The sequence below is a fragment of the Pseudonocardia sp. OZ21 genome (assembly GCF_059359135.1).
Map to the genome: position 1 here is coordinate 157,558 of NZ_JCADBN010000002.1, position 18,573 is coordinate 176,130.

The window sequence follows — 18,573 nt, forward strand, 5'->3', positions numbered from 1 at the left end:
CGGTGGCGTCCTGTGGAACGTTCCCGCCCCGCTGCTGTGGTCTTCGACATCGGAGGGGTGCTCAGTCAGCCCGCCGGCGGCATCGCCGCCCTCGCGGTGGAGGCAGGCATCGACACCGCGAGCTTCGTTGCGGCCTACTGGCGCCATCGCGACGACTACGACCTCGGCGGTACCGCCGAGGAGTACTGGACGCTTGTCGGGACGGACACCGGCCGCCGGCTCACCGACGCCGACGTCCGGCAGCTCGACCGCCGGGACGCGCAGCGGTGGGCCGCTCTCGACCCCGGAGTGACGGAGCTCCTGCGCCGGGTGTCGGAAACCGGTGTGCGGATGGCGCTGCTCTCCAATGCGCCGCGGTCGATGGCCGAGGAGGTGCGCGTGGCCGAGTGGGCAACGCTGTTCCCCACCAAGGTCTTCTCCTGCGATACGGGGGTCGCGAAGCCACTTTCCGGCTCGTATGCGGCGGTCGAGGACGCGCTCGGGCTGCCCGGCGACGATCTTCTCTTCTTCGACGACCGGCCGGTCAACGTGGCCGGGGCGCGCGAGCGCGGCTGGTCGGCCCACCAGTGGTCGGGTCCACGGCAATGCCTGGCCGACCTCGCCGCGGCCGGTGTCGACGTCCTCGCCACCTGAACCACACTCCACCAACCCGCACCGAGCGCCTCGCGCCGTTCCCCCTCCGTTCAGGCGCCGGCGGTGACGCCGCCACCCCCGGCAGGCAGCGTCCGTGCGGTGACCCGGTTCTCCGCAACAGCCCCCGGTGATCCGTACCGGTACGGTGTCTTCCTGCGTCCCGATCCGCGCACCAGCCTGGCCGTCACCACGGTCACCGCGCAGCTGCGAGCCCAGTTCGGGTTCATCTCCGCGGGAGCGTTTCCCCCACACGCCACGCTGGTCGGGAGCCAGCACCTCGGTCGCGACGAGGACGCGATCCGCGACGCCGTCACCGCCGCGCTCGCCCCGTTGACGTCGTTCCCGGTGGTCAACAGGGGTATCGGCCGGCTGCGCAGCGGCGCCGTCGTCTACGACATCCACCACCTCGCCGACGGCAGCCCCAACGCGCCCCTCGTGGAGCTGGCGGCGGCTGTGGACGCCGCCGTCGCACCCCTGCGACGGCCCGCCGACGACCCCGAGCCGAACCTGTTCGACCGCGCCGCCTTCCGTGCCCACCTGTCGCTCGCCTCGCACGATCTGTCCGTGCGTCCCGACCTCAGCGCCGAGGTGGAGGAGTTCGTCCACGGCCTCGGGATCGAGGCCCCCGCGACGTTCGCCGGGAACACCGTCTCGCTCTACCGCACCCGCAGCGAGGACTGGAGCGGCCGGTACTGGCTCACGCTGACCTGGGAACATCTGCAGACCTGGCGGTTGCCGCCGCCCGGCGCAGGCGGCACGCGGTAGACCTACGGCCGCAGGGCCGCCACGACCTCGAGGTCGGCCACGAGGGCCGTCAGCGCGTCGTCCCGCGCCTCGACTGGTCCACGCAGGATCGCCGAGGGATGCACGGTCGGCACCAGCCGGTGCCCCTCCCAGTCGAGCACCTGTCCGCGGGTGTCGGTGATACGGAACGACGGCCCCATGAGCGCCTTGCCCGCGACGGCGCCGAGGGTGGCCACCGCGGTGGGGCGTACTGCCCGCAGCTCCCCGTCCAGCCAGGGGCGGCAGGCACGGATGTGCGTGACGCCGGGCGTCTTGTGCAGCCTGCGGTTGCCCCGGAGCTCGAACCGGAAGTGCTTGACGGCGTTCGTGAGGTACACCTCGCCGCGGTCGATGCCCGCACGCTCCAGCGCGGTGTCGAGGACGCGACCGGCCGGTCCGACGAACGGCTCGCCCGCGATGTCCTCCTTGTCGCCCGGCTGCTCCCCCACGAGCATCAGCCACGCCGCAGGCGGGCCCTCCCCGAACACCGTCTGGGTGGCGGGCTCGTGGAGCTCGCAGTTGGTGCAGTGCGCGGCCTCGTGGCGCAGTGCGTCCAGGTCGATGGCGGTGGTCTCCACCCCGTGGTGCTACCCGCAGCCGCCAGATCGGAACCGCCTGCTCAACGGTGGGGGAAGGCGGCGAGCTCCACGGTGTCGCCGCGGACGACCGGGCGCAGCCGCCCGTCGTGGCCGCGGCGGCGCATCTCGGCGACGAAGTCCTCGAGCGGGCTCTTGAAGACGCCGTAGTCGTCGTGGTGCACCGGCACCACAATGGCGGGCCGGACCAGCTCGACGAGGTCGGTGCCCTGCCTGCCGTCCATCGTGACGAGCACGCCGAGCACCTTCGTCCCCCCGAGGTGGGCGATCATCACGTCGATCTCGGGGAAACGGTCCCGGATCGAGCGCAGCTCGGGCACCCGCAGGGTGTCACCAGTGACGTAGACCCGCAAGATCCGCTCCCCGTTGCGCTCGAGATCGAGCACGCTGCCCATCACCGGGGGCAGCAGCCGATGGACGCCTGCCGGACCATGGCGGGCGGGTACCGACGTGATCCGCAGGCGCTCCCCTGCCCGGGTTCTCTCCCAGTCCTCCCAGGTCGCGAGCCCGGTGGCACCGCCGAAGCCCCACCGCTGCAGGCGCTTCGCGGCGTGCTGGGTGGTGATGACGGGCGGGGTCCGGGGCAGGTCGCTGCGGGCCACCCGGTCGAAGTGGTCGCCGTGCAGGTGCGAGAGCAGCACCACGTCCAGCGGCGGCAACGCGTCGATGGACAGAGCGGGGTCGGTGAGCCGCTTCGACGTCAGCCCGTACCCGAGGTGGACCCGTTCTCCGCGACGCACGAAGTTGGGGTCGGTGAGCAGGGTGAACCCGCCGAGGCGCAGCAGGGTCGTCGCCGTGCCCACGAAGGTCAGCGAGGCGTGCTCGGCGCTCCGGGCGCCGGTATCGAGGGCATCCATGTCGGCGCGGATACCCCCGTGATCAGATCCGACACCTCCTCCCGGACCTCGCGAACCGGAATCTGCCCGACGAGGTCGGCTCCCACGACTTGATCCACCATGGCCGCCCGGTTACCCGGCGCCGCTCGGGGTACGCACGCCGGGTGGACGAGAAGATCGTGCTGGTGCTGCGGGCGCTGAACCTCGGGGATCTCCTGGTGACGGTGCCCGCGCTGCGCGCGCTGCGTCGCGAGTTCCCCGGTCACCGCATCGTGCTCGCCACCCCGCAGGTGCTCGCGCCCCTCGTCGAACGGACGGGCGCCGTGGACGAACTCCTGCCCACCGCCGACCCCGGGCGGCTGCGCTGGGACCGGCCGCCGCCCGACGTCGCGGTCAACCTGCACGGCACCGGCCCACAGAGCCACCGCGCCCTCGACGCGCTCGCGCCCCGACGGCGGATCGGCTGGCGCGCCGAGGGGTGGGACGGCCCGTGCTGGGACGAGGTCGCCGCCCGCCACCCGCATGAGCGGGACCGCTGGTGCGCGTTACTGGAGGACCGCGGGATCCCGGCCGATCCCACCGACCTGCGGCTGGCCCCACCCGTGCACCCCGGCCCGGCGGCTCCCGCGCTCGTGCATCCCGGTGCCCGGTTCGGCGCGAAGCGCTGGCCCACGGACCGCTTCGCCGAGGTCGCGGCGGCCCTGGAACGGCCGGACAGGCCCGTGCTGGTCACGGGCACCGCGGACGAGCACGCCCTGGCCGCTCATGTCGCGAACGCGGCCGGGCTCACCGGCGACCGGGTACTCGCCGGGCGGACCGACCTCCACGAGCTCTGCTGGCTGGTCGCCGAGGCCGCCCTGGTGGTCAGCGGCGACACCGGGATCGCGCACCTCGCAGCGGCCTTCGGCACGCCGTCGGTCACGCTGTTCGGGCCGGTCGGCCCCGAGCAGTGGGGGCCGCCCCGCGGCGGGCCGCACAGCACGCTCGGCGACGCGTCCCTCCGTCGGGGCGACCCCTTCGCCGACGACCCCGACCCGGCCCTGCTGGCCGTCACGGTGACCGAGGTGCTGGCGGCTGCCGCGGCGGTACGGCGACGCGGTGGGGAGCTCCGCCACGCGGTCACCCGCTGAGCCCCCCGGGGTGGCCATCGCCAGGTTGGCTGTCACCGGCGGCCGTCGCTACCGGAACGGGCGGCGCCGCGTTCTCGGCTGCGGCGTCCCCTGCTGCGGCGTCCCCTGCTGGCCGCCCCGGGCACCGGCCGGGTGCCGGACGGGCGCGGCCACGGCCGTGCGGGACCGCCGGTAGGGGACCGCGACGACCTCCCCACCCCACGACCTCACGAGCGGGGTCTCGGGCAGCTCCGCGGGATCGTGGTCGCCGCCCTTCACCCAGAGGTCGGGCCGCAGCACGTCCAGCACGCGGCGCGGGTCGTCGGCGTCGAACACGGCCACGGCGTCCACGCAGTCCAGCGCGGCCAGTGCCGCCACCCGCTCGGCCAGCGGCACGACCGGCCCGGCAGGCCCGGTCCGCCTGCGCACCGACCCGTCGGAGTTGACCAGCACGAGCAGGCAGTCCCCGAGGGCGCGCGCGGCGACCAGCGTGTCGGTGTGGCCGGTGTGCAGCAGGTCGAACGAGCCACCGGCGGCGACGACCGTGCCACCTCCGGCCCGTACCTGCTCGGCCAGCGCGGCGACCGCGTCCAGCCCGGTCTCGGCGACCCGCGGCGACGCGGCCGCGGCCCGGGTCTGGGTCCACCGCGCCCCCTCGCGGCACACGGTCGCACCGCCGCCGAGGGCGATGAAGTCGGCCGCCCCGGCAACGGCCTCGGCGACGGCCTCGTCCACCGTCTCGCCGCGGGCCAACGCGGCGGCGACCCCGCCGGCGAAGTGGTCCCCCGCACCGCACGGGTCGCTCTCCTCCACCACCGGCGCCGGTGCAGCGGAACAGGCTCCGTGCCGATGCCGGACGACAGCACCGGCCCGGCCGAGGGTGACGGCCACCGAGCGGGCCTCCCACCGCGTGAGCAGGCGCGCCGCCAGTTCGAGGGCGGCGGGCACGCCGGATCCGGGCACGGGGGCTCCCCCGGCGGCGCCCCGCGCCTCCGCCAGGTTCGGCGTGACGACGGTGGCGCCGGGAACCGGGTCGGCGCCCCGCGGGTGCGGGTCCCACACGACGGGCACGCGGCGGCCGATCGCGCGGGCCAGCGCCGCCCGCACGTCCGGGTCGGCGGCGACGCCACGCCCGTAGTCCGACACCAGCACGGCGCCCGCGTGGGCCAGAGCGGCGTCCAGGTCGAGGGCCGCCGCGAACCCGGGCACGGGACGGGCCGCACCCCGGTCGGTGCGCAGCATCGACCGCCCACCGGCGCGCAGCCGGCACTTCACCACCGTGCCGCCCTCGGCCGGGCCGGCGACGACATCGACAGCGCCACCGAGCAGCCCCCGCAGCCGCTGCCCCGGCCCGTCGTCCTCGATCGCGGTGACGAGCCGCACCGGGACGTCGCGCCCCGCAACCAGCACCGCGGCCAGCCCGGCCCCACCGGGCCGGTCCCGCTCCCCCTCCACCGCGAGCACGGGCGCAGGCGCGTCCGGGCACAGCCGGTCGACGCTGCCCTCCACGTCGATGTCGAGCAGCGTGTCCCCGATGACGACGACACCGCGCGCTCCGCCCGGGACCGTCACCGGCTGCTCGCGAGCCCGAGACCGGCCACGCCGGGGGCCTGCTCCGTCCGGTCCGGCATCGGCGGCTCCAGCTCGGCGATCACGCCCGGCCCGCCCGGATCCGGCCGACGATGGCCGTGGTCGAGTGGTCCGACAGGTAGTCGAGCACGCGTACCTCCCCGCCGAGACGTTCCACGATCGGTGTCTCGGGCAGCATCTGCGGGGTGTAGTCCCCGCCCTTGGTGTAGATGTCGGGGCGCACCAGCTCGATCAGCTCGGCCGGGGTGTCCTGAGCGAAGGCGGTGACCACGTCGACGCAGTCGATCGCCCCGACCACGCCGGCCCGGTCCTCCAACGGGTTGACCGGACGCTCGGGGCCCTTCAGCCGCGACACGCTCTCGTCACTGTTCAGCGCGACGATCAGCACGTCGCCCAGCGCCCTGGCCTGCCGCAGGTAGGCGACGTGGCCACGGTGCAGCACGTCGAAGCAGCCGTTGGTGAACACGATCCGGTCCCCGCGCCCGCGGTGGTCGGCGACGATCGCGAGCAGGTCGCGGTGGGTGAGCAGGCCGCCGCGGTCGGCCGCGGCCAGGCGAGCGGTGAGCGCACCGGCCGAGCACACGGCGGTGCCCTCCCGGCCCACCACGACGTCGGCGGCGCACTGCGCGAGAGCCAGTGCGTCCTCCGCCGCGATCCCGGTGGCGAGAGCGGCGGTGTAGGCCGCGGCGAACGTGTCCCCTGCGCCGCACGTTCTGGCCTGCGAGCCAGGGCGGGCCGTGGTGACCTGCGGTGCGACGGTCGGCTCGGCCGGCAGCCGCACCGTACCGTCGACGTCCAGCGTGACGAGGACGTCCGCGCCGCCTGCCGCGGCGACCAGTGCGGCACGGTGCCGTACGACCCAGTCCGTACGGGCTGGTCCGGCCAAGGGCGGCGGGTCGACGCCGCCGAGGAGAGCCGCCGCCTCGGATGCGTTCGGAGTGACGACATCGGGACGCAGCCGCGTCCACCCCGCGGGCGACCGCGCGTCCACCACGAGCAGCGGGATCTGCGGACGCAGTGCCACCAGGACCGCGAGCACGTCGGCGGCCACCGCACCGAGGCCGTAGTCGGCAACCAGCACGGCGTCCACGCCGGTGCGTACGGCTCTTGCCACCGCCGCGGCGACCGCGGCACAGGTGGCAGCGGTGGGCCCGGCGGCCGGACCGTCGTCGTAGCGCGCGACGGGCTGGCCCGCCGACACGAGCCTGCGCTTCACCGCCGTCCGGCGGCGCGGCTCCGTGATGCTGTGCATGGTGCCCACGCCCCTGTCGTGCAGTAGTCCGCGCAGCGTCGTGGCGTCGGCGTCGTCCCCGAGCACGGCTACCAGCTCGACCGATGCACCGAGGGCGGCGAGGTTGGCGGCCGCGTTTCCGGCGCCGCCGGGGGTGTGGCGGGTCTCGGCGAGCTCCACGACGGGCACCGGCCCGTCGCGGCCCAGCCTCCGGGCCGGCCCGGAGAGCCACCCGTCGAGCAGCGTGTCGCCGACCACCACGATCCGCGGGGCACGTTCGGCGACGTGGCCCGCGAGGGCCGCCGGAACCGGCCCGGCCGCGATGATCGGGACGCTCAGGGGGTCGACGCTACGGTCCATCGGTCCTCCTCAGGGGATGCGGGGGTGGAGGCCAGCGCCACGGCAGCGGCGGCAAGATCGCCGGCGGGAAGATCGAGACACTCGTGGTCGAAGGGGCACTGCAGCTGGCGGCAGGGCGAGCAGGCCACCGCGCGGCCGAGCAGGGCGGCGGGCACCGAACGGGGCCGCAGGTCGTCAGGGAGCTCGGTGCCGGCGTAGGTCACCGCGACCGGCGTGCCCACGGCATCGGCGAGGTGCATGCCACCGGAGTTGTTCGTGATCGCGACGGCGGCGCGGCGCAGGAGTGCGGTGAACACCGGGAGCGGCACCGGCGGCAGGGGCATCACACCGGGGTGACCGGCGACCGCCACCACGCGCTCGACCAGTCCGGTCTCACCCGCGGAGCCGGCCACCAGCACCGGCAGCCCGTCCCGCGCCACCTGCCCCGCGGCCTTCCCGAAACGCTCGGGCGGGTACCGCCGCGCCGCGCAGGACGCGCCGGGGGCGAGCACCGCGAACGAGCCGGGCGGCTGCAGCCCGGCGGCCGCCTGCTCCGCTCCGGCCGGGATCTGGAGGGACGGTGCGCGGCCCCGGTCGGGGACATCGACCGCCGCCAGCAGGTGCAGCGCCCGGTCCACCTGGTGGGTCGTGTCCGGCGGTGGCGTCACCCAGTGCGTGGCCACGGCCCCGCCGAACTCCCGGGAGTGGACGACGCGGGTACCGATGCCGGCGAGGAGCCCGAGGTGCGCCACGGGCCACGGCGACTGCGAGAACGACGTGAACACGAACAGCACGTCGTACCGGCCTGTGGTGAGGCGGTCGAGCAGCTCACGCTCTCCCGACGCCGTCCCGGCGGTGCCCGACAGCTGCTGCCAGGACGGCGACACGGCCAGCACCTCGTCCAGCACGTCGATCATCGGCGCCACGGTGGCCCCGACGGGTGAGGCGAGCAGGTCCAGCTGTGCGTGCGGGGCAGCGGCGCGGATCGCGCGCAGAGCCGGAGTGGTGGTGACGACGTCGCCGATGTTGTCCGCGCGGACCACGAGGATGCGCCGGGCCGCGGCGAGATCGACCGGGCCGCCCCGATCCGCGCCGGGGTGACCGAGCGGGGCCCCAGTGACCATGACCCGGTCCGTCAGGGCCACGACGGCTCGGTCGAGGCGCACACGACCATCTCCCGGACCTCGCAGCCCTCCGGGCGGGTCAGGGCGTACAGCACGGCGTCGGCCACCTCGGCCGGGTCGTTGAGCTGCGCGTCCGGTCCCGGCTTGTACTGGTCGGGCCGACCGTCGAAGAACGCCGTGTCCATACCGCCGGGCACCAGCAGCGTCACGCCGACCTCGCCGGCCAGCTCGGTGGCCAGCGCGCGGGTCATCCCGACCACACCGAACTTGGATGCGCAGTAGGCAGAGGCGTCCGGGAGCGCGCGCAGCCCGAGCGTCGACGCCACGGTGACGATCCGGCCGCGGTTGGCCTTGAGCGCAGGCAACGCGGCGCGGATCACCGCGGCGGTGCCGAACAGGTTGACCGTCACCACCTTCTCCCAGTCGTCGGCGGCGACGTCGCCGAGGGCACCGCAGCTGTCGGTACCCGCCGCGGTGACCACGGCGTCGAGCCCACCGGCTGAGCTGACGAGCTCGCGGATCGCCCGCTCGCTCGCCCGCCCGTCGGCGAGGTCGGTGACCACCGAGAGCGCGTCGCCGAGCTCCGGGCCGGCGTCCACCGCGACGCGGTCGACCAGCAACGGGCGGCCACCGGCTGCGGCCACGGCCCGGGCGAGCGCCCGGCCGAGGCCGGACGCGGCCCCGGTGACCAGCACCGTCCCGACAGGCCGCGGTGCACGACCGGTCGGGGTGGGGGCTTCGAGGATCTCCGTCATGTCTGTCCTTCCGTCACGGGTCGTTCCGTCATGTCCCGACCCGCGACCCGCCGCTCCCGGGCGGTCGCGAGGACGGGGTAGAGCCGACGCACCGCGGACACGACCTCGTCGGGCCCGACGCCGCTGAGACACGGGTGGCCGGGCACGGGGCAGTCGCGGGCGCGGCTGTCGCGGCAGGACGCGGTCTGATCGCCGAGCAGCACCTGCGGCACCCGGTAGGGCCGCCACTTGACCGCAGGCACCACCGGCGCGAACAGCGACACCACTGGGGTGCCGACGGCGGCGGCCAGGTGTGCGGCGCCGGTGTTGCCGACGACCAGCGCCACGGCCCCCGCGAGCACGCCCGCGAGCTGGGCCAGGTCGGTGCGGCCGCCGAGGTCGAGGGCACACCCCCCGGCCACGGCAGCGGTGAGCTCACGCTCCCCCCTGCCCCCGGTGACCACGACGGGCAGCCCGACCTGCTCGAGCATCCGCGCGGCGCGGCGATGGTGCTCGACCGGCCACCGGCGGGCCTCCACGGCGGCGCCGGGATGCAGCACGACGTAGGGACGGTGAGCGAGCGGGCCCAGCAGCGCGCCGACCGGTGGCGGGTCGGTCACCGCGAGCCTGCCGTGGTCGCCGAGAGGCAGCCTGAACCCGGCCGCGTCCGCGATCGCGAGAGCCCGCTCCGGCTCCGGCAGCTCCTCCGGCAGGTCGTCGCCTGGTTCGTCCCCGGGGCGCAGCCGCACGTCGAGCAGCGAACCGGGGTAGTCGACCGAGGCGCCGGTGATCCGCCCGACGCCCGCCAGCCGCAGCATCAGCGCGGTCGGCAGCGGCGACTGGTGGAACGAGGTGAGCAGCACCGCTTCGTCGAAGCGGTCCGCGGCCAGCTGCGCCACCAGCCGGTCCACCTCGGACCGCCGCACGGGCGGAGCGGGGTTGACCGACCACGGGGCCGCCCACTCGATGACGTGGTGCACCCCGGGCAGCAGCCGCCCCGCCGTGGCACCGTCCGGGCCACACAGCAGCGTCACCTCCGTGTCGGGGGCGGCGGCCACGGCGCGGACGGCCGGACCGGCGAGCAGGACGTCACCCGCGCCGTCGAGCCGCGTGACCAGTACCCGCCGGGTCACCGGGCCCCCACGGGCTCGAGCAGGTGCTGCACGGCGCCCTTGAGGTCCGCCCGCACGACCGGCGCCGCGGCCACCTCCTCGGGCCGGGTCACCGGGGTGGGCACGAGGACGGACGCGGCGCCCGCCGCGGCGGCGGCCTCGACGTCAGCCCCGATGTCGCCGACCACGGCGATGCGCCCGGGCGCCAGGCCCAGCTGCCGGGCCGCGGCCAGCACCATCCCCGGTCGCGGTTTGCGGCAGGCACACCCGTCCTCCGGGCCGTGCGGGCACACCTGCCACACCGCGAACGGCCCGAGTAGCTCCCCGATGCGCCGGTTGACCGCGGCGGCCTGCGTCGAGCTGATGAGGCCACGCGCGATCCCCGACTGGTTGGTCACGACGCCGGCGGGTATCCCGGCCGCCCGCAGCAGATCCAGCGCCTCCCGCGCCCCCGGAACCGGCCTGACCAGCCCCGGGTCACCGTTGTACGGCACGTCGACGACCAGGGTGCCGTCCCGGTCGAACAGGACGGCGTCCGGCGCACGATGGACGATCACAGCGGGAGAGGTGTCCGAGGGCGGCTCCGATAAACGCCTGCGGCCGAAACTGCTACTCCGCGTGCGCACTACTACTCGGCGTCACCGGCCTCGGGGTGGTCCGGGGCGCCCGGATTGCAGCAAAGCCACGTTCACGCAAGCTGGTTGCATGAAAGTGGCTTTGCTGCGACGTCGGGCGAGGTCAGTCTCCGCGCGCGGCGGCCAGCAGCAGGGCGGCCGCGGCGCGGTCGGGGGGTAGGGCCAGCACCACGCCTGCGGCGAACGCCCGGGCGCCGCGCACCAGATCGGCCGCCAACTCGACCCCGGCCCGGACGGCACCGTCACCGTCGCCGCGGTCGTGTTCCGCGCGTTCGAGCGCGTCCAGGGCCGCTGCCGGCACGGTGGTGTCGGGCACCTCGTGCGCGAGGTACTCCGCCTCGGCGAAGCTGCGCAGCGGCCGGACGGACACGAGCAGCGGCGCGGGCTCGCCCAGTGCGTCGTGCAGCCGCCGCAGCGAGTCAAGGTCGTAGACGGGCCGCGTGACGAGGAACTGCGCGCCCGCCTCGACCTTGCGCAACGCCCGGGCCGCCTCGGCCTGGCGGTCGTGGGAGCCAGGCGCCACCCGCACCCCGATCTCGAACGCCGTCTTGCCCGCCAGGCGCAGCCCGTTGCAGTCGCGGCCGTCGTTGAGGCCGGCCAGCAGATCGACCAGGCCGATCGAGTCGACGTCCCACACGCCGTCGACGTTCGGGTAGTCACCGAGCAGCGGGGGGCTGCCGGTCTCGCACACCACGCGCCGCACGCCCAGCGCGTGCGCGCCGAGCAGGTCGGCCTGCAGGGCCATGATCGTCCGGTCCCAGGTGGTGACGCTCGCGACCGCCTCCACACCGAGCTGGTTCTGCAGGTGGACGGCCAGGTTCACCGGGCTCAGCTGGGCGCGCGGGCCGTCACCGGCGGGCACCCACACCCGGTTCACGCCCAGGGCCTGCGCCGCCGCCGCCCGCGTCATCGCCTCGGCCACGTGCCCGGCCTGCGGGGCCTCGATCTCGGCCAGCACCCGGAAACGCGGGCCGGTCCGCTCCGCGTCGGCCGGGACCTCCGCGGGGGGCGCCGCGGCCACGGGCGCGCGGTGGGGCGGGGCACCCGTCACGGTGCGCGCGATCGCCCGGACCGCGGCGTCGAGGTGGCTCGGGGTGGTGCCGCAGCACCCGCCGACCACCGAGGCACCGGCACCCACGAGCAGCTGCGCGTAGCGGGCGAAGTAGTGGGCATCCACGTCGTAGGAGAACCGGGGGCCGCTGGTGCGGCGCGGCAGTCCGGCGTTCGGCAGCGCCGAGATGGGCAGGTCCGTGTGGTCCCGCAGCTCCTGCACGACCGCGAGCACACCCTGCGGGCCGAGGGTGCAGTTCGTGCCGAGCGCGGCGACGGGCAGGCCGGCCATGGCTGCGCAGACGTCGTGCGGGGTGTCGCCGCCGAGGGTGCGGCCGTCGGCGGCGAAGGTGGCCTGGGCCAGCACCGGCACGCCCGTGGAGACGGCGACGGCGGCGGCCTCCACCAGCTCGTCGAGGTAGCCGAAGGTCTCCAGCACGAGGACGTCGACCCCGGCGGCCACGAGCGCGGCGACCTGCTCGCGCACCGCCGCCTCCCGGTCGGCCGGGGCGACGCGGCGCCGCTGCTGCAGCGTGACGGCAGGCGCCACGGACCCGGCCACGAAGACGGGACGCCCCGCCGCCGCGGCCGCCGCCCTCGCCACCCGCACCCCCGCCACGTTGATCTCGGCGGTGCGGTCACCGAGGCCGTGCACCTCGAGCCGCAGCGGTCCCGCTCCGAACGTGTTGGTCTGGATGAGCTCCACGCCCGCGGCGAGGTAGCTGTCGTGGATCCGCCGCACCTGCGCCGGGTCGGACAGGTTCAGCTCCGGGAGCGCCCGCTCCAACGGGCTGCCCGCGGCGTGCAGCACCGTGCCCATCGCGCCGTCGGCGACCAGCACCCCCTGGGCCACCCGCGCGACGAACCCCACCCGCAGGTCAGCAGGCTCGCTCACGACACGTCTCCCAACACCTGCAGGATCTCGCAGGCCAGCTGCGCCATCAGACGATCACGGTAGTGGTCCAGCCGCAGCCCGGCGATCTCCTCGACGCGCCGGATCCGGTAGGTGACGGTGTTCGGGTGCACGTGCAGCTCGCGCGCGGTGCGCTGCGGGCTGCCGTTGCAGCGGAACCACTCGATCAGCGTGCCGACCAGGTCGGCCCGGTGCTCGCGGTCGCGCACCAGGTCCCCCAGCACGGACGTGGCGAAGACCCGCAGCTCCCCGAGGTCGGGCACCTGCAGCAGGAGCCGGTGCACACCGAGGTCGTCGAAGGCCAGCACGGCGGGAGCCCGGCCCATCCGGCGCGCGGCGTCCACCGCGCTGCGCGCCTCGGAGTAGGACCGGGAGATCTCCGCCGCGGTGCGGCAGCACCCGCCCACCCCGGCGACGACACCGGCGTCGGGATGGCGGTCCAGCACCGCCGTGCGGCATCGCTCGGCCAGTGAGCGCACTCCGTCGAGGCCTCCGTCGCGCCCCGGCGGGGCCGGGACGACGGCCACCACCTCCGTGTCGCGCACCGCGACGATCGCGCCCGGCAGCCGGCGTGCGATCGCCTGCTGGGCCAGCGTGAGCACGCGGGCGACGTCGGCGGAGCCCCGCCCACCGTCGAGCAGCCCCACCGAGAGCACGTGGTGGTCGGTGCCGGGGACGAAGCCGAGGTGCCCGGCCCACCGCTCGGCCTCGCCGTCGTCGCGGTCCCGGGCCAGCAGCAGCCCTTCGATCAGATCGGTGCGCGCCTGGCCCGCTGCGGCGGCGACCACCCGCTCACGGCCGAGGATGATCCCGCAGATCGTGGCCGCGTGTTCGGTGAGCAGGAGGTTCAGGTCGTCGTCCAGCTCCTGCTCGGCGGGACGGGGTTGGGCGGGCGGCAGCGTCACGAGGTGCGCGGCGACGTCGTCGCCCACGAGTATCGGCGCCACCACGATCGGTCCGGGTGCGGCGCCGAGGCCGGGCAGCGACACCGGCCTGCGGTTCTGTGCCGCGGCGGCCAGCACGGGGCCGAGCGAGGCCGACACCGCGGTGTCGGAGAGCCGCTCCCCCGTGTCGGCGGGAGCCGCGGCCAGCACGTCGAGCGCGGGCCCGAGCACCGCGACGGCCGATCCGGTGCGGTGGGCGACGAGCCGGACGACGCCGTCGACGTCGGAGTCCTGCGAGGCGAGGCCGGACAGGTGGCTGTAGACGGCCACGAGCTCGCGCAGGAGCACGTTCTCCCGCCGGTCGCCTGCGGTCGGCACAGCGGTGACCACCGGTGACCGACGAGCCGGCGCAGGCATGAAGGCAGCGTAATCGGCTCTGTCCGATCACCCCAAGGATCAGTGGTCATGATTTGTGTTCCGGCACATGTGATCGGCACCACGGGCTGGATAACGTCCCCGGCAGCGATCGGAACGGCGGAGCGAGGGAGCTGGCGTGGACACGACTTCGAGGTCCGGACCGGACGTGCGAACCAGCGCCGACCACTCCCCGATCGGCCCGCTGCTCCGTGAGCTCCAGCGCATCTCGGGCCACGCCGACACCGAGCGGGCCGCCGCTGACCAGGCACTCATCGCCGAGCTGCGGGAGGAGATCACCGCGCTGCGGGCGGCGGTGGCACACCTGCGCGCAGGCAGCCTCGCGCTGCCGACGCACCTGAAACCCGTGGTGGCCCGCGCCATGGTGGCCACCGACCCCCCGGCCCGGGGCGGGTCGAATACGGCGTAGTGAGGATCCGGGCGGCTGTGATCGGCCACAAATCGCACGCCCTCGGCGACTCGAAGGGTCGGCGACTCGAAGGGGAGGCCACCGGTGTCCGACCTGCCGCACCCGACCGCGCCGCGACCCGCGGCCCGCGCCACCTACCGCCTCGCTCCCGTGCTGCGCCCGCGCGGCGCCTACCGCAGGCTGGCCGGCTGGCTGGAACGGTCACCGCGCGCCCTGCGCCTGTTCACCGCGTCCGAACGCCGCAGCAAGGAGGCCCTGTTCGGCTGCCGCATGTGCGGGCAGTGCGCACTCCCCGCCACCGGCTACGCCTGCCCGATGACATGCCCCAAGCAGCTGCGCAACGGGCCCTGCGGCGGGGTGTCCCCCCGCGGCGAGTGTGAGGTGTACCCGGGCGAGCGCTGCGTCTGGCTGATCGCCCACGAGCGGGCCGAGAGCGCGGGACGGGCCGCCGACCTCGCCCGGTTGCAGCGCCCGGTCGACCACCGCCTCGCCGGGGCGAGCTCCTGGGTCAACTACTGGCTCGGCCGCGACGAGCACCTCTGGACCGACGACGACGGGCTGGCCGCTCCCCCGGCCGTGCACCGGCCCGCGGTGGACCTCGGCCTGCCCCGGGTGCGCCGGTGAGCACCCGGGCAGGCGACGCCGCCCAGGCCCCGCCTCCGGCGCGGTTGCCCGCGGCGCGGGGCCTGCGCGGGGCACTGGCGTCGGGACGGTTCGCGGTCACCGCGGAGATCGGGCCGCCCCGCGGGGTCGACCGCGCCGCGATCCCGCGCGCGGCCGCGCTGCTGCGGGGCTGGGTCGACGCCGCCAACGTCACCGACAACCAGGGTGCGCACGTCCGGCTGTCCAGCCTGGCCGGCAGCCTGCTGGCCGCCGAGGCCGGGGTGGAGCCGGTGATGCAGCTGACCTGCCGCGACCGCAACCGGATCGCCCTGCAGTCCGATCTCATCGCCGCCGCGACACTGGGCATCCCCAACGTGCTGCTGCTCACCGGTGACCACCCCGTCTTCGGCGACCATCCGGACGCGAAACCGGTGTTCGACCTCGACAGCGTCCAGCTGGTCTGGGCCGCCCGGACGATGCGCGACGACGGGCTCCTGCTGTCCGGGCGGCCGGTCGATCCCCGGCCGGGGTTCCTGATCGGTGCGGTGGAGAACCCGTTCGCCCCGCCCGCGAGCTTCCGGGCCGCACGGCTGGGCAAGAAGGTCGCCGCGGGCGCCGAGTTCTGCCAGACGCAGTTCGTGTTCGACGTCGCCGCCTTCGCCCGCTTCATGGCCGAGGTCGCCGACCGCGGCCTCGACACCCGCTGTGCCGTCCTCGCCGGGGTGGGGCCGATCCGGTCGCTGCGCGCCCACGAGTTCATCCGCACGAAGGTGCCCGGCGTCCACGTCCCCGACGAGGTCGGCCGCCGGCTCCGCGGTGTGCCGGCCGACCGGGTCGCGGCGGAGGGCGTGACGCTGTGTGTGGAGACCATCCAGGCGCTGCGCGAGATCCCCGGCGTCGCCGGGGTGCACGTCATGGCGTTCGGCTACGAGCGAGGGATCCCCGAGATCCTCGAGCGGGCCGGCCTGGAGAGGAGTGCTCGTGCTGGTTGAGATCCGGCCGGCGACCCGGCTGCGCGGCAAGAACGCGGTCGACCTCACCGCGGCACTGGCCCCGGTGTTCGGCGCCCTCACCACCGAGACCGACGACGCCGGGCCGGTCACCGACCTGTCCCGGCTCCGGGTGGTGGCCGACTGGGTCCAGTACCGCAACAACTTCCGCACCCCTGTGGAGCTGCGTCCGGTCGTCGGCGGCGGGCCGCCCGAGCTGGCACTGGACCTGCGCGGCATCTCCGGGACGGGAGCGGACGCCGTCACCTCCGGCGTGGCCGCCGCGCTGCGCGCCCACCACAGCGGTGGCGCGGGTTCGCGGCACCTGACCCTGGAGGAGTGGGGCCCCACCCGCGACAGCGCGATCTGGGCGTTCAACTCCCTGTACTGGCAGCACCTGCAGCTGTGGGAGGAGGCGACCGGGCAGGGCTACGAGTCGGCGCTGCCGGGCGGTCAGAGCGACGCGCGGCACCTGGAGCCGGTCCGGGAGACCATCGGCAAGCTCTTCGCGATCTGGGACTCGCTGGCCGACCGCCGGGCCCTGCCCGAGGAGCTCTACGTCGTCGAGCTCGGGGTGGGCAACGGCAACCAGGCCGGTACGTGGCTCGACACGTTCGTCGAGATGGACCGAGCCCACGGCCGGGAGTACTACCGGCGCCTGCACTACCTCATGTGCGACTACTCGCCGCACGTCCTGGAGCTGGCCAGGGCCACCGTCTGCGACCACGCCGAGCATGTCAGCTCGTTCGTCCTCGACGCGCAGCGCCCGCTCACCTCGCTCGCGTTCCTGCGCTTCAAGGTGTTCTTCGTCTACATCTCCAACGTCTACGACAACCTGCCCACCGACGAGATCGCCACGATCGGGCAGCGCGAGCACCTCGTCCAGGCGCGGGCCTACCTCCCCGACACCGACGCCGCGACGATCGCGGCGGGCCTCGGGATCGAGCCGGAGACGCTCGGCGCTCTGGTGCAGAAGCTGCTGCGCCTGGGCCCGCCCCTGCTGGCCGAGGCGTACCCGCAGCACTTCGCCGACGTACCCGCCACGGTGCAGTTCTGGCGGGACTGCTGGCAGGCGCTGAAGCTCCAGGAGCGCTACGTCCCGCTGCACGGGCTCGACACGTACGAGATCGCCCCCGGCATCAACGGCGAGCTGCTCCGGCCCCTGCTCGCCACCGGCGGCGACGTCCGGATGCACGTGTCGAACGGTGCGGCCACCAGCTTCGCCGAGACGCTGCCGCTGCTGCACCCCTACGGCAGGCTGCAGTGCCACGACATCGTCGTCACCGACCCGCACCAGTACCGCAGCGGGTTCCGCGGTCCGGGCAAGTACGACGGGTCCGTGGTGAACTGGGTGAACGGGCCGCTGCTGGCCCACATCGGTGCCCGCAAGGGTTTCGACGTCTCGTTCGCGCCGTTCCGGCGCAACGGCAGCAACATCATCACGATGACGGCGGACGTGAGGGACTGATGGGCGTGGTGATGGCCGGGGCGACCGAAGCCCCGGCGGCGGACCGGGCCGCGACCGGCGGCGCCTCCCCGGAAGCGGGCCGGCTGCTGCTCCCCACGACCGTGATCGGATCATGGTCGGTGCCGGACTGGCTGGAGCGCGCGAAGACCGGTGTCCACCACGGCAGTGTCAGCCGCAGCCAGCTCGCGGACATGCACGACATGGCGGTGAAGGCCGCGCTGAAGGACCAGGAGGTGGCCGGCATCGACATCGTGTCCGACGGCGAGCTGCGCCGCGACAACGACATCGACTACCTGCTGGCCCGCGTACCCGGTGTCGAGGCGCGGGACGCCGTGAAGGCCTTCTACTTCGACTACCTCGACCTGGAGCTCCCCCGCCCGATCACCGAGCCGGGGCCGGGCGTGCTCGGGCTGGTCCCGGACCTGGAGTTCACCCTCGCCCACACCGACCGCCCGGTGCGGTTCTCCATGACCGGGCCGTTCTCCCTGTCGCAGCGGCTGCGCTGCGGCGCCTACGCCGACCGCGCCGACCTCGTGCGCGCGCTCGCCCGCGTGCTCAACGCCGAGGCCCGCGCGCTGGCCGCGGCGGGTGCGCAGCTGCTCCAGATCGACGAGCCGCTGCTGGCCGGGCACCCTGAGGACGTGGGGGTCGCGGTGGAGGCGCTGAACATCGTCACGGAGGATGTTCCGGTCACCTGGGCACTGCACGTCTGCTACGGCAACCGCTACGCCCGTCCACTGTGGGAGGGCCACTACGACTTCCTGTTCCCCGCCGTCCTCGACGCCGCCGTCGACCAGTTGCTGCTCGAGTTCGCCCGCAAGGGCGACGAGGACCTGCAGCTGATCGAGCGCCACGGGTGGGACCGCACGCTCGGCGTGGGTGTCCTCGACGTGAAGACGGCCGACGTCGAAGCGGTCGACGTCATCGAGAAGCGCATCGAACGAGCCCTGCAGGTGGTTCCCGCCGACCGCATCGTGGTCACGCCGGACTGCGGGCTGCGCCACGTACCCGCAGGCGCCGCCCGCGCGAAGCTGCACGCCATGACCACCGCGGCCGCCGCCGTCCGCGGCCGTATCCCGAAGGAGAACAACACGTGATCC

Annotated in this window: 18 protein-coding genes; 8 read left to right on the plus strand and 10 right to left on the minus strand. The window is 74.9% G+C overall.

The window, feature by feature from the left end; translation table 11 throughout:
• The first annotated feature begins 12 nt into the window (after positions 1-12).
• A complete protein-coding gene (locus AC5L35_RS04410; protein WP_495058233.1) occupies positions 13-633 on the plus strand; it encodes an HAD family hydrolase in 621 nt (206 codons plus the stop codon).
• Between the two features lie 99 nt (positions 634-732).
• Positions 733-1,398, plus strand: a complete 666-nt coding sequence (locus AC5L35_RS04415; RefSeq protein WP_495058234.1) for a 2'-5' RNA ligase family protein — start codon at positions 733-735, stop codon at positions 1,396-1,398.
• A gap of 2 nt (positions 1,399-1,400) precedes the next feature.
• Here AC5L35_RS04415 and AC5L35_RS04420 read toward each other — a convergent pair whose 3' ends face one another.
• Positions 1,401-1,994: a UdgX family uracil-DNA binding protein gene (locus AC5L35_RS04420; protein ID WP_495058235.1), complete on the minus strand. Its 594-nt coding sequence runs from the start codon at positions 1,992-1,994 to the stop codon at positions 1,401-1,403.
• A 41-nt stretch (positions 1,995-2,035) separates the two neighbouring features.
• Positions 2,036-2,869 carry an MBL fold metallo-hydrolase gene (locus tag AC5L35_RS04425; RefSeq protein ID WP_495058236.1) on the minus strand — a complete coding sequence of 278 codons (834 nt, stop codon included), beginning with the start codon at positions 2,867-2,869 and terminating at the stop codon, positions 2,036-2,038.
• Positions 2,870-3,012: 143 nt separating this feature from the next.
• On the opposite strand from AC5L35_RS04425, the gene AC5L35_RS04430 reads away from it, so the two are divergent.
• Complete coding sequence (locus AC5L35_RS04430) at positions 3,013-3,978, plus strand: glycosyltransferase family 9 protein (RefSeq protein WP_495058237.1); 966 nt, start codon at positions 3,013-3,015, stop codon at positions 3,976-3,978.
• A 48-nt stretch (positions 3,979-4,026) separates the two neighbouring features.
• Here the strand turns inward: AC5L35_RS04430 and AC5L35_RS04435 are convergent, their stop codons facing one another.
• The 8 genes from AC5L35_RS04435 to AC5L35_RS04470 all read right to left on the minus strand — a co-directional run bounded on the left by AC5L35_RS04435 (position 4,027) and on the right by AC5L35_RS04470 (position 13,986).
• Entirely contained in the window at positions 4,027-5,529 is a 1,503-nt protein-coding gene (locus tag AC5L35_RS04435) for a PfkB family carbohydrate kinase (RefSeq protein WP_495058238.1), read from the minus strand.
• A gap of 79 nt (positions 5,530-5,608) precedes the next feature.
• On the minus strand, positions 5,609-7,138 hold the full coding sequence (gene rfaE2, locus AC5L35_RS04440) for a D-glycero-beta-D-manno-heptose 1-phosphate adenylyltransferase (RefSeq protein WP_495058239.1): 1,530 nt from the start codon (positions 7,136-7,138) through the stop codon (positions 5,609-5,611).
• Complete coding sequence (locus tag AC5L35_RS04445; protein WP_495058240.1) at positions 7,114-8,241, minus strand: glycosyltransferase family 9 protein; 1,128 nt, start codon at positions 8,239-8,241, stop codon at positions 7,114-7,116. The genes rfaE2 and AC5L35_RS04445 overlap by 25 nt, the downstream gene beginning before the upstream one ends.
• A gap of 11 nt (positions 8,242-8,252) precedes the next feature.
• Positions 8,253-8,996, minus strand: coding sequence for an SDR family oxidoreductase (locus AC5L35_RS04450; RefSeq protein ID WP_495058241.1), 744 nt, complete (start codon positions 8,994-8,996; stop codon positions 8,253-8,255).
• Entirely contained in the window at positions 8,993-10,108 is a 1,116-nt protein-coding gene (locus AC5L35_RS04455; protein ID WP_495058242.1) for a glycosyltransferase family 9 protein, read from the minus strand. The genes AC5L35_RS04450 and AC5L35_RS04455 overlap by 4 nt, the downstream gene beginning before the upstream one ends.
• Positions 10,105-10,644 (minus strand): D-glycero-alpha-D-manno-heptose-1,7-bisphosphate 7-phosphatase, encoded by a 540-nt coding sequence (locus AC5L35_RS04460; RefSeq protein ID WP_495058243.1) that lies wholly within the window; start codon positions 10,642-10,644, stop codon positions 10,105-10,107. Before AC5L35_RS04460 ends, AC5L35_RS04455 begins: the two co-directional genes overlap by 4 nt.
• Before the next feature lie 181 nt (positions 10,645-10,825).
• A complete protein-coding gene (locus AC5L35_RS04465) occupies positions 10,826-12,667 on the minus strand; it encodes a bifunctional homocysteine S-methyltransferase/methylenetetrahydrofolate reductase (protein ID WP_495058244.1) in 1,842 nt (613 codons plus the stop codon).
• Positions 12,664-13,986, minus strand: coding sequence for a PucR family transcriptional regulator (locus tag AC5L35_RS04470; protein WP_495058245.1), 1,323 nt, complete (start codon positions 13,984-13,986; stop codon positions 12,664-12,666). The genes AC5L35_RS04465 and AC5L35_RS04470 overlap by 4 nt, the downstream gene beginning before the upstream one ends.
• Before the next feature lie 136 nt (positions 13,987-14,122).
• Here AC5L35_RS04470 and AC5L35_RS04475 point away from each other — a divergent pair, with 136 nt between their 5' ends.
• From AC5L35_RS04475 to AC5L35_RS04495, 5 genes are all read left to right on the plus strand, one after another.
• Positions 14,123-14,413 (plus strand): hypothetical protein, encoded by a 291-nt coding sequence (locus tag AC5L35_RS04475; RefSeq protein WP_495058246.1) that lies wholly within the window; start codon positions 14,123-14,125, stop codon positions 14,411-14,413.
• 84 nt (positions 14,414-14,497) lie between these two features.
• The gene (locus tag AC5L35_RS04480) at positions 14,498-15,037 is read left to right on the plus strand and encodes a methylenetetrahydrofolate reductase C-terminal domain-containing protein (RefSeq protein ID WP_495058247.1); all 540 of its coding nucleotides are present in this window, start codon (positions 14,498-14,500) and stop codon (positions 15,035-15,037) included.
• On the plus strand, positions 15,034-16,008 hold the full coding sequence (locus AC5L35_RS04485) for a methylenetetrahydrofolate reductase (protein ID WP_495058248.1): 975 nt from the start codon (positions 15,034-15,036) through the stop codon (positions 16,006-16,008). Before AC5L35_RS04480 ends, AC5L35_RS04485 begins: the two co-directional genes overlap by 4 nt.
• Entirely contained in the window at positions 15,998-17,473 is a 1,476-nt protein-coding gene (locus AC5L35_RS04490) for an SAM-dependent methyltransferase (protein WP_495058249.1), read from the plus strand. The genes AC5L35_RS04485 and AC5L35_RS04490 overlap by 11 nt, the downstream gene beginning before the upstream one ends.
• On the plus strand, positions 17,473-18,570 hold the full coding sequence (locus AC5L35_RS04495) for a uroporphyrinogen decarboxylase/cobalamine-independent methonine synthase family protein (protein WP_495058250.1): 1,098 nt from the start codon (positions 17,473-17,475) through the stop codon (positions 18,568-18,570). Before AC5L35_RS04490 ends, AC5L35_RS04495 begins: the two co-directional genes overlap by 1 nt.
• Positions 18,571-18,573 lie beyond the last annotated feature (3 nt).

Bases quoted from the DNA above. Each gene is read 5' to 3' on its own strand.
- AC5L35_RS04450 (WP_495058241.1), bottom strand. From the start codon at position 8,996: ATGACGGAGATCCTCGAAGCCCCCACCCCGACCGGTCGTGCACCGCGG.
- AC5L35_RS04425 (WP_495058236.1), bottom strand. From the start codon at position 2,869: ATGGATGCCCTCGATACCGGCGCCCGGAGCGCCGAGCACGCCTCGCTG.
- AC5L35_RS04495 (WP_495058250.1), top strand. From the start codon at position 17,473: ATGGGCGTGGTGATGGCCGGGGCGACCGAAGCCCCGGCGGCGGACCGG.
- rfaE2 (WP_495058239.1), bottom strand. From the start codon at position 7,138: ATGGACCGTAGCGTCGACCCCCTGAGCGTCCCGATCATCGCGGCCGGG.
- AC5L35_RS04445 (WP_495058240.1), bottom strand. From the start codon at position 8,241: ATGGTCACTGGGGCCCCGCTCGGTCACCCCGGCGCGGATCGGGGCGGC.
- AC5L35_RS04470 (WP_495058245.1), bottom strand. From the start codon at position 13,986: ATGCCTGCGCCGGCTCGTCGGTCACCGGTGGTCACCGCTGTGCCGACC.